This window comes from Geodermatophilus sp. URMC 61 (assembly GCF_052931555.1).
Genome location: NZ_JBRFHZ010000002.1, coordinates 5,171,780 through 5,186,683 on the forward strand (window position 1 = coordinate 5,171,780; position 14,904 = coordinate 5,186,683).

At 75.0% G+C, this 14,904-nt stretch carries 14 protein-coding genes; 11 read left to right on the forward strand and 3 right to left on the reverse strand.

Annotated elements, in window-relative coordinates; genetic code table 11:
- Nucleotides 1-106: 106 nt before the first annotated feature.
- Nucleotides 107-994 carry a mycothiol conjugate amidase Mca gene (gene mca / locus ACU610_RS24210; protein ID WP_446770237.1) on the forward strand — a complete coding sequence of 296 codons (888 nt, stop codon included), beginning with the start codon at nt 107-109 and terminating at the stop codon, nt 992-994.
- Nucleotides 991-1,317, forward strand: a complete 327-nt coding sequence (locus ACU610_RS24215; RefSeq protein WP_446770238.1) for a hypothetical protein — start codon at nt 991-993, stop codon at nt 1,315-1,317. The genes mca and ACU610_RS24215 overlap by 4 nt, the downstream gene beginning before the upstream one ends.
- A 24-nt stretch (nt 1,318-1,341) precedes the next feature.
- Here ACU610_RS24215 and ACU610_RS24220 read toward each other — a convergent pair whose 3' ends face one another.
- Nucleotides 1,342-1,905, reverse strand: a complete 564-nt coding sequence (locus ACU610_RS24220) for an AMIN-like domain-containing (lipo)protein (protein WP_446770239.1) — start codon at nt 1,903-1,905, stop codon at nt 1,342-1,344.
- Between the two features lie 363 nt (nt 1,906-2,268).
- Between ACU610_RS24220 and ACU610_RS24225 the strand changes: the two genes are divergently transcribed.
- Nucleotides 2,269-3,360: a GNAT family N-acetyltransferase gene (locus ACU610_RS24225; protein ID WP_446770240.1), complete on the forward strand. Its 1,092-nt coding sequence runs from the start codon at nt 2,269-2,271 to the stop codon at nt 3,358-3,360.
- Between the two features lie 159 nt (nt 3,361-3,519).
- Here the strand turns inward: ACU610_RS24225 and ACU610_RS24230 are convergent, their stop codons facing one another.
- Nucleotides 3,520-4,875: a sensor histidine kinase gene (locus ACU610_RS24230; protein WP_446770241.1), complete on the reverse strand. Its 1,356-nt coding sequence runs from the start codon at nt 4,873-4,875 to the stop codon at nt 3,520-3,522.
- A 221-nt stretch (nt 4,876-5,096) separates the two neighbouring features.
- Here ACU610_RS24230 and ACU610_RS24235 point away from each other — a divergent pair, with 221 nt between their 5' ends.
- The 4 genes from ACU610_RS24235 (at nt 5,097) to ACU610_RS24250 (ending at nt 10,038) form a co-directional block, all read left to right on the forward strand.
- Nucleotides 5,097-5,564, forward strand: coding sequence for a hypothetical protein (locus ACU610_RS24235; RefSeq protein ID WP_446770242.1), 468 nt, complete (start codon nt 5,097-5,099; stop codon nt 5,562-5,564).
- A gap of 422 nt (nt 5,565-5,986) precedes the next feature.
- Nucleotides 5,987-7,984: a thioredoxin domain-containing protein gene (locus tag ACU610_RS24240; RefSeq protein ID WP_446770243.1), complete on the forward strand. Its 1,998-nt coding sequence runs from the start codon at nt 5,987-5,989 to the stop codon at nt 7,982-7,984.
- A 56-nt stretch (nt 7,985-8,040) separates the two neighbouring features.
- Nucleotides 8,041-8,661, forward strand: coding sequence for a hypothetical protein (locus ACU610_RS24245; protein ID WP_446770244.1), 621 nt, complete (start codon nt 8,041-8,043; stop codon nt 8,659-8,661).
- A gap of 123 nt (nt 8,662-8,784) precedes the next feature.
- Nucleotides 8,785-10,038, forward strand: a complete 1,254-nt coding sequence (locus ACU610_RS24250) for a geranylgeranyl reductase family protein (protein ID WP_446770245.1) — start codon at nt 8,785-8,787, stop codon at nt 10,036-10,038.
- A gap of 77 nt (nt 10,039-10,115) precedes the next feature.
- Here the strand turns inward: ACU610_RS24250 and trhA are convergent, their stop codons facing one another.
- Nucleotides 10,116-10,928: a PAQR family membrane homeostasis protein TrhA gene (gene trhA / locus ACU610_RS24255; RefSeq protein WP_446770246.1), complete on the reverse strand. Its 813-nt coding sequence runs from the start codon at nt 10,926-10,928 to the stop codon at nt 10,116-10,118.
- 133 nt (nt 10,929-11,061) lie between these two features.
- Here trhA and ACU610_RS24260 point away from each other — a divergent pair, with 133 nt between their 5' ends.
- The 4 genes from ACU610_RS24260 (at nt 11,062) to ACU610_RS24275 (ending at nt 14,811) form a co-directional block, all read left to right on the forward strand.
- Nucleotides 11,062-11,841 carry an isoprenyl transferase gene (locus tag ACU610_RS24260; protein ID WP_446770247.1) on the forward strand — a complete coding sequence of 260 codons (780 nt, stop codon included), beginning with the start codon at nt 11,062-11,064 and terminating at the stop codon, nt 11,839-11,841.
- 13 nt (nt 11,842-11,854) lie between these two features.
- Complete coding sequence (locus ACU610_RS24265; RefSeq protein WP_446770248.1) at nt 11,855-13,069, forward strand: DUF885 domain-containing protein; 1,215 nt, start codon at nt 11,855-11,857, stop codon at nt 13,067-13,069.
- A gap of 19 nt (nt 13,070-13,088) precedes the next feature.
- A complete protein-coding gene (locus ACU610_RS24270) occupies nt 13,089-13,280 on the forward strand; it encodes a hypothetical protein (protein WP_446770249.1) in 192 nt (63 codons plus the stop codon).
- 232 nt (nt 13,281-13,512) lie between these two features.
- Complete coding sequence (locus ACU610_RS24275; RefSeq protein ID WP_446770250.1) at nt 13,513-14,811, forward strand: PhoH family protein; 1,299 nt, start codon at nt 13,513-13,515, stop codon at nt 14,809-14,811.
- Nucleotides 14,812-14,904 lie beyond the last annotated feature (93 nt).

A 14,904-nucleotide genomic window follows, 5' to 3' on the forward strand; every position in this document is an offset into this window, starting at 1 on the left:
TCGGGGATGCGGAACGTCATCGTACCGAGAGGTGACGCGCGTCACGATCGCCCGATCGTGCCCCCGACGGCGACGGCACCCGGCGCCGCCGGTGGATGATGGACGGGTGACCGAAGCAGACCCGTTGCGCCTGCTCGCCGTGCACGCCCACCCCGACGACGAGTCGAGCAAGGGCGCCGCGACCATGGCCAAGTACGTCGCGGAGGGTGTCCGCGTCATGGTGGCGACCTGCACCGGGGGGGAGCGCGGTTCGGTGCTCAACCCGGCGCTGGACCGGCCCGACGTCTGGGAGCGCCTGCCGGAGATCCGCCAGGAGGAGATGGCCCGGGCGAGGGACATCCTCGGCGTCGAGCAGGAGTTCCTCGGGTTCGTGGACTCCGGCCTGCCCGAGGGCGACCCGCTGCCGCCGCTGCCCGAGGGCTGTTTCGCGCTGGTGCCGACCGAGGAGGCGGCCGCACCGCTGGTCGAGCTGATCCGCCGGTTCAAGCCGCACGTCATCACCACGTACGACGAGCGCGGCGGCTATCCGCACCCGGACCACATCAAGACCCACGAGGTCTCGGTGCACGCCTTCGAGGCCGCCGGCGACCCCGACCGGTACCCGGAGCTGGGTGAGCCCTGGCAGCCGCTCAAGCTCTACTACCACATGAGCTTCACCCTGCCCCGGACACGGGCGCTGCACGAGGCGATCCTCGCCTCCGGCCAGGAGTCCCCGTACGCCGAGTGGCTGGAGAACTGGGATCCCGACCGGGACATGTCCCACCGGGTCACCACGAAGGTGCACTGCGCCGACTACTTCGCCGTCCGGGACGCCGCGCTGATCGCGCACGCCACGCAGATCGACCCGAACGGCCGCTGGTTCGCCTGCCCGCTGGAGGTCCAGCAGCGGGTCTGGCCGACCGAGGACTACGAGCTGGCCCGGTCGGTCGTCGACTCGCCGGCGCCCGAGGACGACCTCTTCGCCGGGGTCCGCAGTGAGGTGGTCGTCCGGTGACCGGGTTCGTGCTCCTCGCCGCCGACCAGCAGCTGCCCGAGGACGTCGGCAAGGCCGGCCCCATCGGTGCGCTGCTGACCCTGCTGCTCTTCATCGCCATCCTGCTGCTGGTGAAGTCGATGACCACCCACCTCAAGCGGGTGCCGCGCAGCTTCGACCCCGAGGACGACGGCCCGCGGATCGTCGTCCCCGACACCCCGGCCGAGCTGGTCGACCCGGCACCTGCGCCCGGAGAGGACCTGCTGGACACGCTGCGGCGGGCGCCCCGGGCCATCGAGGGGCCGCGGCGGGACGACGACCGGCCGGGTACCCCGGAGGGCTGACCGGCCGGCCGTCGCCGGAGGGCGCTACCAGCGGTGCGCCACGTCGATCACCAGCCGCGGGGTGTCGTCGGAGTTCGGCGTCCCGGTGACGCTGAACACACGGAACGGCAGCCGGGCGCGGACACCGAGGGCCAGCGTGGTCGAGCCCTCGAACGACCCGGCCCAGGCCACCTGCCGGAAGGTGCGGTACCCGCAGACGTCCACGACCTCCCGCGGGTCGGCCGGCTGGAACGTCGGCCGTCCGTGCTCGTCGTACGCCGGTGCCTCCACGACGATCTCGAGGTCCGCGGCGCCGCGGACGGGCACCGGCTCGCCGGAGCCGTCCTGCCGCACGACCGGCACGTACCGGACCGAGAACGAGCCGAAGGTGGTGTCCTCCCCGCCCACGTCGATGACCAGCCGGTCGAAGCAGGCGTGCCGCCCCGCGCGGACGTCGTACAGCCGCTCCCGGTCGCCGGCGTCCGCCGACTCCGCCTGTGAGCCCCAGGTGGTGCCGCAGTAGGGACTCGCACTCGCCGGAGCGGGCGCGACCACCCCCAGGGCGGCGAGAGCGGAGACGGCGAGGGCGAGGAACCGGGTCCGGTTCATGGGGGCCTCCTGTGGACGTGCCCACGGCAGGATCCGCCCGTGAGCTGCCGCACACCACGGGTGTCGACACGTCGACTCGACGAACCGCTCGACCCGCTACCGGCAGAGATTGCCAAGGCGCCCCGGCGCGCCTCCCACTGTTCAGCGGCAGTACCTGCTACGGGCCCCGGGGTCGAGCGGAGGGTGGTCGTCCGATCGGGTGAGCCGTCCGCCGGGCGTCGGCGCCGCCGTCTCGACCTGTCAGGATCGCCGTCCGGGGGGCGGCATCAGGGCCAGGTGCGCGGCCGCCCGCCGAGCGGACGGCGACCACGGGGAGGGACGTTGCTGAGGCCTGCGCCGAGACGACCATGGACGAACGGGCGCGTGCCGTCGCGAGCCGGGGCGGCGGTGCGCCTGCTCACCCTGGAGGACGTCACCCCCGCGGTCGAGGCCGCCTGGCGGGACCTGGCCCGGCGGGCTGCCGAGCCGAACCCGTGCAACGAGCCCGACATGCTCCTGCCGGCGATGCGCCTGCTCCCCGGCGGCCGGCGGGTGCGACTGCTCGTGGTCACCGACGGGGACCGCCTGGACGCCCTCCTGCCCGTGCTCGTCCTGCACCGGTGGCGCAGCCGCGTCCCGGTGCCGGCACTCGTGTCCTGGACGCACGACTTCCAGGTGCTCGGGACGCCGCTGGTCGACGCCGAGCGCGCGGTCCCGACCCTCGCAGCGCTCCTGCAGGCGCCCTGGCGGGCGCGCCAGGGGGCGGTGCTCCTGGAGATCGAGGACCTCGGCGACGGTGGACCGGTCGCCGCCGCGCTCGACGAGGCGGCCGCGTCCCTCGGGATCCGGGTGCGTCGTCGGGACCGTTACGAGCGGGCCGTGCTAGCGCGTACCGAGGACGGCGGCCTGGTGGGAGACGACGTGCGGGAGCGGCGGCGGCGTGCCCGGCGCGGACTGGAGCGGAAGGCCGGGCCGGTGACCTCGGTCGACCGGTCGACCGATCCGGCGGCCGTGGACCTCTTCCTGGCCATGGAGTCGTCCGGGTGGAAGGGGGAGGGCGGCACCGCCATCGCCTGCGACCCGGCGACGACGGCCTTCTTCCGCGAGGTGTGTGCCCGCTTCGGCGCGGCCGGGCGCCTCGAGTTCCGGTCCCTCGACGTCCCCGCCGGCCCGGTGGCCATGGAGATGGCCCTCCACGCGGGAGGAGGGGCGTTCCACCTCAAGACCGCCCACGACGAGCGGTACCGCGCCCACACGCCGGGGATCCTCGCGATGGTGGACCACGCCGACCGTTTCGCCGACGAGTCCGTCGTCTTCCGGGACGTCTGCACCGGCGGGCCGACCGAGATGGAGGGCCGGGTCTGGCCCGGCCGGCGGCCCATCGCGACCGTGGTCGCACCGCTCGCCTCGCCGGTGAGCCGGGGGCTGGTGGCTGCGCTCGGCTCGGCCCGCGCCCTCTCCAGCAAGGGAGCCTGAGCCGGCGCGGCGTGCGGGCGCCGTCCGCGCCGGGTGCGGGCGCGGATCGTGGAGGACGTCGAGCGCGGTGGGACGGGGGGCGTCACACCGCGGCGTCGTCCTGCCGGCTGAGCAGGCGAGGCCCGGGATCTCGTCGCTCGGCGGGTGCTGAGCGGTTGCTCATCGGACGGCGGAGCGCGCCACCGCGACGCGTGCCTCGTGCACGTCCGGCGCCTCGGTAGCTGCGGGCAGCAGCAGGGTGAACACCGGCGGCGTGACGCGGGAGAGGGTCAGCCGCCCCTGCTCGGCCTCGGCCAGGCGGCGTGCCAGTGCCAGTCCGATGCCGTGGCCGTGCCGCTGGTCGGCCCGCCGGGCGAACAGGTCGCCCTCGCCGTCCTGCACCCCCGGTCCCTCGTCGGAGACGTCGACCGCCACCGCACCGGAGGCCTCCCGCACGGTGACGGTGACGGTGCCCCGGCCGTGGGTGGTGGCGTTGTCGACGAGCACGCCGAGCACCTGGCGGACCGCAGCGGTCGAGGCCCGCGCGTCCGACACACCGGGGGCGACCTGTACCTCGAGGTCCCGGCCGTGCAGCGCCAGTCGCGCGCCCCACTCCGGCGACAGCTCACCGAGCAGCCCGCCGAGGTCGACCGGGCCGGCCGAGGCGGTCTGGCCGGCGCGGGCCAGGGCGAGCAGTTCGTCGATGATGGCCTCCAGCCGGTCGGTGTCGGCCAGGCTCGCGGCGATCTCCCGCCGGGTGTCGGGGTCCGCGCGCTCTGCCGCCGCCTCCAGCCGCAGCCGCAGTCCCGCCAGGGGGGTCCGCAGCTGGTGGGAGACGTCAGCGGAGAACGCCCGCTCGCGGGCCAGCAGGTCGTCCAGGCGGATGGCGGTGGCATCGAGCGCGGTGCCGACGGCGTCGATCTCCGCGATCCCGCCCCTGCGGGTGCGGACGCTGAAGTCACCGTCCCCCAGCCGACGGGCGCTCTCCTCCAGGTCCTCGAGGGGGCGCGCCAGCCGGCGGGCCTGCCGGCGGCCGACCAGCCAGGCGACGGTCACCGCCGCGACGGCGAGTGCGGCCATCGCGGCCCAGATGAGAGTGACCTCGGTGAGCACGTCACTGCGGGGCTCGGAGACCACCACCGCGCCGATCACCTGGTCGCCGTGCGTCACCGGAACGGCCGCGACCAGCACGTCCCCGTCGTCGCCGGTGCGGATGTCGCCGTCCAGTGCCCCGGCGAGGACGTCGGTGTCCCCGGCCCGCGCGGCGCCCGCCAGCCGGTCCCCGTCGCCGTCGAACACCGCGGCGGTGAGGTGCTCGCCGTCCTCGCCGAGGTCGGTGAGGACGTCCGGGTCGATCGCGGAGGCCTGTTCCACGTCGGCGGCCACGGTGATCGCCACGTCGTTGGCCACCCGGACCAGATGGCCGCGCTCCTTGCGCAGCAGGTACCGCAGCGCCCCGACCGCCAGCGGCCCGCCGAACAGGCAGGTCGCGAGGACGGACGCGAGGACGGCCACGCCGATGATCCGAGTGCGCATGAGACCCGGCCTCCGTTCCGCAGCCGCCGGCGGCCGCGGTCTCGGCAGCGGCCAGGATGCCCGGCCCCTGCGGACCTGTCACCGCCTCCGGGTGTGAGAGCCCATCCTCGGCTCCCGACGCAGGCCCTGGACCCAAGCGGATGCCAGCGTTCGACCAGCATTCGGCAAACCGGGCCCGACACCGGCATCGCCGCGACCCGCTGCTGCCTAGCGTGCCGCCCGTGACCACCGCGTGCCCCGGCCGGGACGACGCACCGTCGCCGTCTCGGCAGCACTCGAGTGGTCAGCGCGGCCGGATCGTCGGGCTCGACGTCGCCCGCGCTCTCACCGTGTTCGGCACGATCGGCGCCCACCTCGGCGCGGTACCGCCGGACGTCGGGCCGTCACCGGCCGGCTGGCCCGGTGTCGTCAACGGCCGGTCGTCGACCCTGATCACCACCGTCGCCGCCACGCTCTGGCGTCTCTTCCTCGGCCGGGGGCCGCTGGAGCGACTGCTGACGTGGAGTTCGCTGGGAGCGGCGGGGCGGGTGGCGCCTTCCGGAACGACGCGGACCATGCGGAGCCCGTCGTGCACTGAGCTGTGCCGCACGTGCGTCCGGGCGCGCAGCGGGACCGCGGAACGCGCCGCCGGGACGGCGATGACCGGGTCGACCACCCCTTCCCGACGAGAGGCGGAGATCGCATCGTGACATCCACGGACTGGGTCATCCTGGCCGTGATCGCGGTCGTGGCCGTGATCCTCGGACTGGCGTTGTGGATCCTGGACCGGCGGCCCTGGTAGAGGCCCGGAGCAGCCTGCACGGAAGGGCCGCGACCCCAGCTCCGGCGGAGGAGCAACGAGGAGCACGGTCGTCGCCATCGAGGCCTGACGCCCGGCTGACGTTGCACGCGCCGACGTCGCCGGGCGTCCGCGACGTGTGCGGTTGACCCGGCGGCCGGCCGGGGAAGGGGTGCAGTGTCCACGGCTCGGACGGTGTGGACACCGGAGGGCCGGCGCCGGCCAGAGGCGGGGACACAGCGGCCGCCGGGGGCCGCTCCTGCGAGCGCCGGACGTGACCGGATCACGGTGTCCGGTCACCGGACCCGTCATCCGACGTGAGGAGTGACCCCCGTGACCAACCGCCTGGGCACTGCCACCAGCCCCTACCTGCTGCAGCACGCCGACAACCCGGTCGACTGGTGGGAATGGGGTGAGGAGGCCTTCGCCGAGGCCCGCCGCCGGGACGTGCCGGTCCTGCTCAGCGTCGGCTACGCCGCCTGCCACTGGTGCCACGTCATGGCGCACGAGTCCTTCGAGGACGGGGCGACGGCGGCGCAGATGAACGCGGACTTCGTCTGCGTGAAGGTCGACCGCGAGGAGCGGCCGGACGTCGACAGCGTCTACATGGCCGTCACCCAGGCGCTGACCGGGCACGGCGGCTGGCCGATGACGGTCTTCGCCACGCCCGACGGGCGGCCCTTCTACTGCGGCACCTACTTCCCGCCCCGGCCCGCGCACGGCATGCCGTCGTTCCGCCAGCTGCTCGCCGCGGTCACCGACGCCTGGCGGACGCGGCGCGACGAGCTGGAGACGGCCGGCACGCGCATCGCCGAGGGGATCTCCGCCCGGCTGGACCTCGGACCGCCGACCCCGCTGACGCCCGAGGTGCTCGACCGCGCCGTCGCCGCGCTGGCCGCCGACTTCGACCAGCGCTGGGGCGGCTTCGGCGGCGCCCCGAAGTTCCCGCCGTCCATGCTGCTGGAGTTCCTGCTCCGCCACGCCGCCCGCACCGGCGACGAGCGGGCGCTGCGCATGGCGCGCGGCACGCTCGAGGCGATGGCCCGCGGCGGCATCCACGACCAGCTCGCCGGCGGCTTCGCCCGCTACTCCGTCGACGCGCACTGGGTCGTGCCGCACTTCGAGAAGATGCTCTACGACAACGCCCTGCTGCTGCGGGTCTACCTGCACCTGTGGCGGGCGACCGGGGACGAGTGGGCCCGCCGGGTCGCCGACGCGACCGCCACCTTCCTGGTCCGCGACCTCGGCACGCCCGAGGGCGGCTTCGCCTCCGCGCTGGACGCCGACACCGAGGGCGTCGAGGGGCTCACCTACGTGTGGACACCGGCACAGCTGGTCGAGGTGCTCGGCGAGGACGACGGGACCTGGGCTGCGGAGGCGTTCGCGGTGACCGAGCACGGCACCTTCGAGCACGGCACCTCGACGCTGCAGCTGCTGCGCGACCCCGACGACCCCGCCCGGCTGGCCGCGGTGCGCGAGCGGCTGACCGCGGTCCGGGCGCAGCGCCCGCAGCCGGCGCGCGACGACAAGGTGGTGACCGCCTGGAACGGGCTGGCGATCGCGGCGCTGGCCGAGCACGGGGTCCTCACCGGGACGCCCTCCTCGGTCGACGCGGCACGGCGGGCGGCGGAGCTGCTCGCCGACGTGCACTGGGTCGACGGGCGGCTGCGCCGGGCCTCGCGGGACGGCGTCGCCGGCGCCCCGGCCGGGGTGCTCGAGGACTACGGCGACATGGCCGAGGGACTGCTCGCGCTGCACCAGGCCACCGGCGAGGGGCGCTGGCTGGAGCTGGCCGGAGACCTGCTGGACGTCGTCGCCGAGCAGTTCGTGGACGCCGACGGCTGGCACGACACCGCCGCGGACGCCGAGGCGCTCGTGCACCGGCCGTTCGACCCGGCTGACGGTCCGACGCCGTCCGGGATCGCCGCCGTCGCGGGTGCCGCCGTGTCGTACGCCGCGCTGGCCGGCGCACCACGGCACCGGGAGCTGGGGGAGGCGGCCGTGGGACAGCTGGCGAGGCTGGCCGAACGGGCTCCGCGGGCGGTCGGCTGGGCGCTCGCGGTGGCGGAGGCGCTGCTGGCCGGCCCGCTGGAGGTCGCGGTGAGCGGGCCGGCCGGGCCCGAGCGCGACGCCCTGGCGTCCGCCGCCCGCGCCTCGACCAGCCCGGGCGCGGTGGTGGTGGTCGGCGAGCCTGACGCGCCCGGCGTCCCGCTGCTGGCCGGTCGCCCCCTGGTGGGCGGCCGGGCGGCCGCCTACGTCTGCCGCGGCTTCGTCTGCTCGGCGCCGGTCACCGACGTGTCCGCTCTGGGCGCAGCGATGGCCCCTTCCTGAGCCCGCGGTGACGGCTTACCTTGTAAGTGTGTAATCACCTCACTCGGGAGGCCGTCGTGCACGGACACCACCACCGTTTCGCTGAGAACCCCTTCGCCGGCATGCGCGGCGGGTTCCGCGGCCCGAGGGGTCGCGGCCCCGGCGGTCGCGGCCGGGGCCCGGACGCGCCGCCTCCGGTCGAGCGGGCCGAGGTCGCCGGCTGGTTCGCCGGGCGGCTGCCCGACGACTGGTTCACCGGGCCGGTCGAGCTCACCGTCGACCGCGACGAGATCACCGTGGTCGGCACCCTGGCCGAGCCGGAGGCCGGCGAGGGCGACACCGCCGCGGCGCGGGCCGGGCGGGTCGCCCGCTTCCGCGAGGAGACCCGCGAGCAGCGCATGGCGGTCGCCGACGCCGCGCAGGCCCGGTACGGCCGGTCGGTCGCGTGGGGCGCGGTCTGCGGCGACGTCCGGGAGGTGTTCACCAACCTCTCGGTGCCGGTGATGACCCGGCTGCGGCAGCCCGAGCGGCTGGTCCTCGACACGCTCGTGGACGCCGGGGTCGCCCGGTCCCGGTCCGAGGCGCTGGCCTGGGCGGTCCGGCTGGTCGCCCAGCACACCGACGAGTGGCTCGGTGAACTGCGCGCGGCGATGGCCTCGGTCGAGGAGGTCCGCGCCCGCGGTCCGCAGGTCGACTGAAGGCCCGACCGGGCCGGCAGCCGCACCGTCGGCCGGCGTGCGGCGCGTCCGCGAGGGGATGGACGACACAGCCGTCCTCCGGCCCCCGCCCCTCGGGTCCACACGACCAGGGACACTGGGGCCGTGCCAGCCAGCGCCGCCGTCCCCGTCGACACCGACGTCCTCGTGGTGGGTGCCGGTCCGGCGGGTGCGGCGGCCGCCGCATGGGCCGCGCGGGCCGGGCACGACGTCGTCCTCGCCGACGCGGCCGTCTTCCCCCGCGACAAGACCTGCGGCGACGGACTGACCCCGCGAGCGATCGCCGAGCTCGACCTGCTGGGGCTGGGCGGCTGGGCCCGCTCGCGGGCGCGCAACCGGGGCCTGCGCGCGGCCGGCTTCGGCCGGACGTGGGAGCTGCCCTGGCCCGGCGGCGCGTTCCCCGACCACGGCAGTGCGGTGCCCCGCACCGAGCTCGACGCCCGGATCCGCGAGGTGGCGCTGACCGACGGCGCCGTCCCGCTGGAGGGCGCGCGGGCCGTGGACGTCGAGCGGGACGGCGACCGGGTGACCGGCGTGGTCTTCGAGACCGCCGGCGAGCAGACGGTGACGGTCGGTTGCCGGCGGCTGGTCGTGGCCGACGGCGTCCGCTCGCCGCTGGGGCGGGTGCTCGGCCGCGAGTGGCACCGCGACACCGCCTACGGCGTGGCCGCCCGCGGCTACGTGCGCTCCGGCCGTGCGGACGACGAGTGGATCTCCTCGCACCTGGAGCTGCGCGGCACCGAGGGGGAGCTGCTCTCCGGATACGGCTGGGTGTTCCCGCTGGGCGCGGAGGCCGGGCAGGTCAACATCGGCGTCGGCACGCTCGCGACCGCCCGCCGTCCCGCCGGGGTGCAGCTCAAGGCGCTGATGGAGGTCTACGCCGACGCCCGCCGCGAGGACTGGCGCCTCGACGGGCCGGTGGAGGCGCCGGCGTCGGCGCTGCTGCCGATGGGCGGCGCGGTGTCCGGGGTGGCCGGGTGCAACTGGGCGCTGGTCGGCGACGCGGCCGGGTGCGTCAACCCGCTCAACGGCGAGGGCATCGACTACGGCCTGGAGACCGGTCGCAGCGTGGTCGGCCTCCTCGGCGAGGAGGACTGGACCGCCGCCTGGCCCGTGGAGCTGCGGCGGCACTACGGCGAGGCGTTCTCCATCGCCCGGCGCCTGGCCGGCCTGCTGACGGTCCCGCGGTTCCTGCCGGCCGCCGGCCCGGTCGGCATGCGCTCGCGGGCGCTGATGACCGTCGCACTACGGGTCATGGGCAACCTGGTCACCGACGCCGACCGCGACCTCGTCGCCCGCCTGTGGCGCTCGGCGGGCCGGCTCAGCACCCAGGCGGACACCCGCCCCCCCTTCAGTTGAGCGCCCTGGGCATAGGAGGCAATGCATACGTCCCGCGAGCTCAGGATGTGTGCATTGCCTCCAATGCCTCGGCCCCCTCAGACGAATGGGCTCGAGTACATGGCGAAGTAGACGGCGATGTAGTGGCAGATGGCGGCCACGACGGTCATCGCGTGGAAGACCTCGTGGTAGCCGAAGACGCCGGGCCAGGGGTTGGGCTTCTTGACCGCGTAGGCCACCCCGCCGAGCGTGTAGAGCACGCCACCGACGGCCAGCAGCACCAGCGACGTCACGCCGGCGATGTGCAGGATGTCGGTCAGGATGAAGACGGCGACCCACCCCAGGCCGATGTAGAGGGGCACGCCCACCCAGCGCGGCGCGGTCGGCCAGGTGAGCTTGAGCGAGACGCCGGCCAGTGCGCCGGCCCAGACGCCGGCGAGCACCCAGTACCCGGTGGGCTGGTCGACCGCGAGCAGGGCGAACGGCGTGTAGGTGCCGGCGATGAACAGGAAGATCATCGAGTGGTCGAGCCGCTTCATGGTCTTCCAGCCGCGCGGTGACCAGCGGCGTCGGTGGTAGAGCGCGCTGACGCCGAACAGCCCGCAGATGGTCACGCAGTAGACGGCCACCGAGACGCCGGCGCGGGCACCGAGCACCGACCCCAGCGGGACGAGCACCGCCCCGGCGACGATCGCGCCGAAGAAGGAGAACAGGTGCAGCCAGCCGCGCATCCGCGGCCGGGTGTCGGGGTGGTCCCAGTCCTTGTCGCCGAAGTCCGCGGCGGTCCAGGCGCGCTCGACCTGCTCGCCCTCCTGGAGGACGGTGGCCACGGCGACGCCGGGCGGCGCTTCTATCTGGGCGCCGTCGGCCTCGACCCGGACGGCCTCGCCCTCGCTGCGGGGGACGCTCATGGGCCGAGGTTACGCACGCGCAGGGAGGGCAGCGACGGGACCGGGATGTGAGGTCGCCGGCAGGAGTGGGACCTTCGTGCAGGTCGGGGACGGGTGCGCGCGACCTCGCGGAGTGGGCCTAGTGTGACCCACCGTGGGGGTGCGGCAGTGGGCACGCGACGTCCTCACCCAGGTGTACGAGCACCGGCTGGCCCGGGCGCTCGAGGGTGCCGCGATCCCGCGGCACGTCGGGGTGATCGTCGACGGCAACCGGCGGTGGGCACGGGCCATCGGCCTGGAGGACCCCAACGCCGGCCACCGCCGCGGCGCGGACAAGATCGCCAGCTTCCTCGGCTGGTGTGACGAGGCCGGCGTCGAGGTGGTCACCCTCTTCCTGCTCTCCACCGACAACCTGTCCCGCCCCGAGCCCGAGCTGGTGCCGCTGCTGCGCATCATCGAGGGCGTCGCCGAGGACCTCGCCGCCCCGGACCGGCGCTGGCAGCTGCGCCCGGTCGGCGCCCTGGAGCTGCTGCCCGCCGAGACCGTCGCCGTCCTCAAGCAGGCCGCCGAGGACACCTGCGACCGGCCGGGCGCGACGGTCAACCTCGCCGTCGGCTACGGCGGACGGCGGGAGATCGCCGACGCCGTCCGCTCCCTGCTGGCCGAGCACGCCGAGCGCGGGACGACGCTGGACGAGCTGGTGAGCGTGCTCGACGTCGAGCACATCGCCGAACACCTCTACACCCGCGGCCAGCCCGACCCCGACCTGGTCATCCGCACCAGCGGGGAGCAGCGGCTCTCGGGCTTCCTGCTCTGGCAGACCGCGCACTCGGAGTTCCACTTCACCGACGTCTACTGGCCCGACTTCCGCCGCGTCGACTTCCTGCGAGCGCTGCGCGCCTACGCCGCCCGGCACCGGCGCTTCGGCGGCTGAGAAACTGCTGGTCATGGCCCATGCCCTCGACATCCCCCTGGAGTACGTGCGGCTGGGGCTGCGCTTCGACCGGCTCGAGGCCGGCTTCGTCGACGCCTACACCGGCGACAAGCGGATCCGCGCCGCGGTGGAGGACGAGCCGGCGCCCACGCCGCAGGGGCTGCGGGACCAGGCCCGGGCGCTGCTGGCCGAGCTGGCGTCGGCCGACCTGCCCGCCGACCGCGCCGGGTTCCTCCGCGGGCAGCTGACCGGCCTGGAGTGCAGCGCCCGGAAGATGGCCGGCGAGCCGGTGCCCTTCCTCGACGAGGTGCGCAGCTACTTCCAGGTCGACCTCACCCTCGGCGAGCCGGCCGCCTACGCCGCCGCGCACGCCGAGCTCGACGCGCTGCTGCCCGGCAGCGGCCCGCTCGCCGACCGCTACGCCGCCCACCGGCGCCGCGAGGAGTGCCCGCCCGAGCGGCTGGCCGAGGCGGTGCACGCCCTGTCCAGCGCACTGCGCGACCGGGTGCGCGCCGACTACCGGCTGCCCGAGGTCGAGACGGTGCACTACGAGGTGGTCACCGACAGACCGTGGTCGGGCTTCAACTACTACGAGGGCGACTACCGCTCCCGCGTCGCGATCAACGCCGACCTGCCGCACCGGCTGAGCCAGCTGCCGCACCTGGTGGCCCACGAGGCCTACCCGGGCCACCACACCGAGCACTGCCGCAAGGAGCTGGGCCTGGTCGAGCGTGGGTCGCGGCTCGAGCACACCGTCTTCCTGGTCAACACCCCCGAGTGCCTCATGGCCGAGGGGCTGGCCGACCTCGGCGTCCGGGCCGCGATCGGCGAGGGCTGGGGTCCCTGGGCGGCCGAGGTGCTCGGCGACCTCGGGCTGCACGTCGACGGGCACCTCGCCGAGCGGGTCGCCGCGGCGGCCGCGCCGTTGAACCGGGTGCGCCAGGACGCCGCCGTCCTGCTGCACGACCGCGGCGCCTCGGCCGACGAGGTGGCCGCCTTCATCCAGCGCTGGTCGCTGGTCAACGGTGACCGGGCCCGCCAGCAGCTGCGCTTCCTCACCCACCCGCTGTGGCGGGCCTACACCACCACCTACGTCGAGGGCCTCGACCTGCTCTCGCGGTGGCTGGACGCGCGCCCCGCGGACCAGTCCGTCGCCGACCGCTTCGTCCGCCTGCTCGACGAGCCCCTGACCCCCGCCGCCGTCACCGGCGAGCTGCGGGCCGGCTGAGCAGGCGGGTGGGGATGACGTGGCGGGGGGTGACATGGCGCGGCACAGCCCGGAGGAGGCGCGCGATCTGGGCCTGTGGACGGCGGGGTGGCTGGCCGTGCTGCTGGTCGGCGGGCTGTGGTGGCTCGGCGACCTGAGCCTGCAGTGGCCGGTCCTGCTGGTGCCGCTGGTGTGGGTGCTCGTCGCCGTCCGGCCGCGCCGTCGCCGCTGAGACCAGTGGTGCGGCTGGTGCCCCGAACGAGGGACACGCCTCCTCCTCGACATGTTCCTGTCACCTCCCGGGCCTAACGTCCGCGGTGGACGGCGAGCTCACCTCGTCGTCCACGGGAGGCCCGGTTGGTGTTGACGAACTCGTCGACCAGGGGGGCCGGCACCCGGCCCCTCGGCCGGGGCCCGGCCACCTTCGAGCCGGGGCGCGTCCCGCGCCCCAACGGGAGTCGACCGTGACCACTCGCCGCCGCACGTACGTCCTCGACACCTCCGTCCTGCTCTCCGACCCCGGTGCGCTGCTGCGCATGGGCGCCCACGACGTGGTCCTCCCGCTCGTCGTGATCGGGGAGCTGGAGGACAAGCGCAACCACCCGGAGCTTGGCTGGTTCGCCCGGCAGGCACTGCGGCTGCTCGACGACCTGCGGGTGCAGCACGGCCGGCTCGACGCCCCGGTGCCGGTCGGTGAGGACGGCGGGACGCTGCACGTCGAGCTGAACCACAGCGACCCCTCCGTGCTGCCGGCCGGTTTCCGCAACGACAGCAACGACAGCCGGATCATGGTCGTGGCACTCAACCTGCGTGCCGAGGGCGCCGACGTCTGCCTGGTCACCAAGGACGTGCCGCTGCGGGTCAAGGCCGCGGCCGTGGGGCTGGACACCGACGAGTACCGGGCGCTGGACGCCGTCGACGCCGGCTGGACCGGCATGGCCGAGCTCTCCCTCGACGACGCCGAGCTCGCCGGCCTGTACGACGCGGGCGAGGTGTACGTGCCGGCCGCCGCCGAGCTGCCGGCGCACACGGGGCTGGTGCTGCTGTCCTCCCGCGGGTCGGCGCTCGGGCGGGTGGCGCCGGACAAGCAGGTGCGGCTGGTACGCGGCGACCGCGAGGCCTTCGGCCTGCACGGCCGCTCCGCGGAGCAGCGGATCGCGCTCGACCTGCTGCTCGACCCGGAGATCGGCATCGTCTCGCTGGGTGGGCGGGCCGGCACCGGCAAGTCCGCGCTGGCGCTGTGCGCGGGCCTGGAGTCGGTGATGGAGCGGCGGGCGCACGCGAAGGTCGTCGTCTTCCGGCCGCTCTACGCCGTCGGCGGCCAGGAGCTCGGCTACCTGCCGGGCAGCGAGGGCGACAAGATGTCGCCCTGGGCGCAGGCGGTCTACGACACCCTGGGCGCGCTGGTCTCCAAGGACGTGCTCGACGAGATCGCCTCGCGCGACCTCATCGAGGTGCTGCCCCTGACGCACATCCGCGGGCGGTCGCTGCACGACTCGTTCGTGATCGTCGACGAGGCGCAGTCGCTGGAGCGCGGGGTGCTGCTGACCGTGCTGTCGCGGCTGGGGTCGGGCTCGCGGGTGGTGCTCACCCACGACGTCGCCCAGCGCGACAACCTGCGGGTCGGCCGGCACGACGGCATCGCCGCGGTGGTCGAGCAGCTCAAGGGCCACCCACTCTTCGCCCACGTGACGCTGACCCGGTCGGAGCGCTCCCCGATCGCCGCGCTGGTCACCGAGATGCTCGAGGACCTCCCGCGCTGACCTGCAGGACCGGGCGCACCTGAACGCACTCTCGCGCGGTTCCCCTCGTCGTCGCGCCGTTGCACCGGCGCGGGGCACTGGGGAACCGCGCGG

Bases quoted from the DNA above. Each gene is read 5' to 3' on its own strand.
- ACU610_RS24265 (WP_446770248.1), top strand. From the start codon at position 11,855: ATGGCCCATGCCCTCGACATCCCCCTGGAGTACGTGCGGCTGGGGCTG.
- trhA (WP_446770246.1), bottom strand. From the start codon at position 10,928: ATGAGCGTCCCCCGCAGCGAGGGCGAGGCCGTCCGGGTCGAGGCCGAC.
- ACU610_RS24220 (WP_446770239.1), bottom strand. From the start codon at position 1,905: ATGAACCGGACCCGGTTCCTCGCCCTCGCCGTCTCCGCTCTCGCCGCC.
- ACU610_RS24230 (WP_446770241.1), bottom strand. From the start codon at position 4,875: ATGCGCACTCGGATCATCGGCGTGGCCGTCCTCGCGTCCGTCCTCGCG.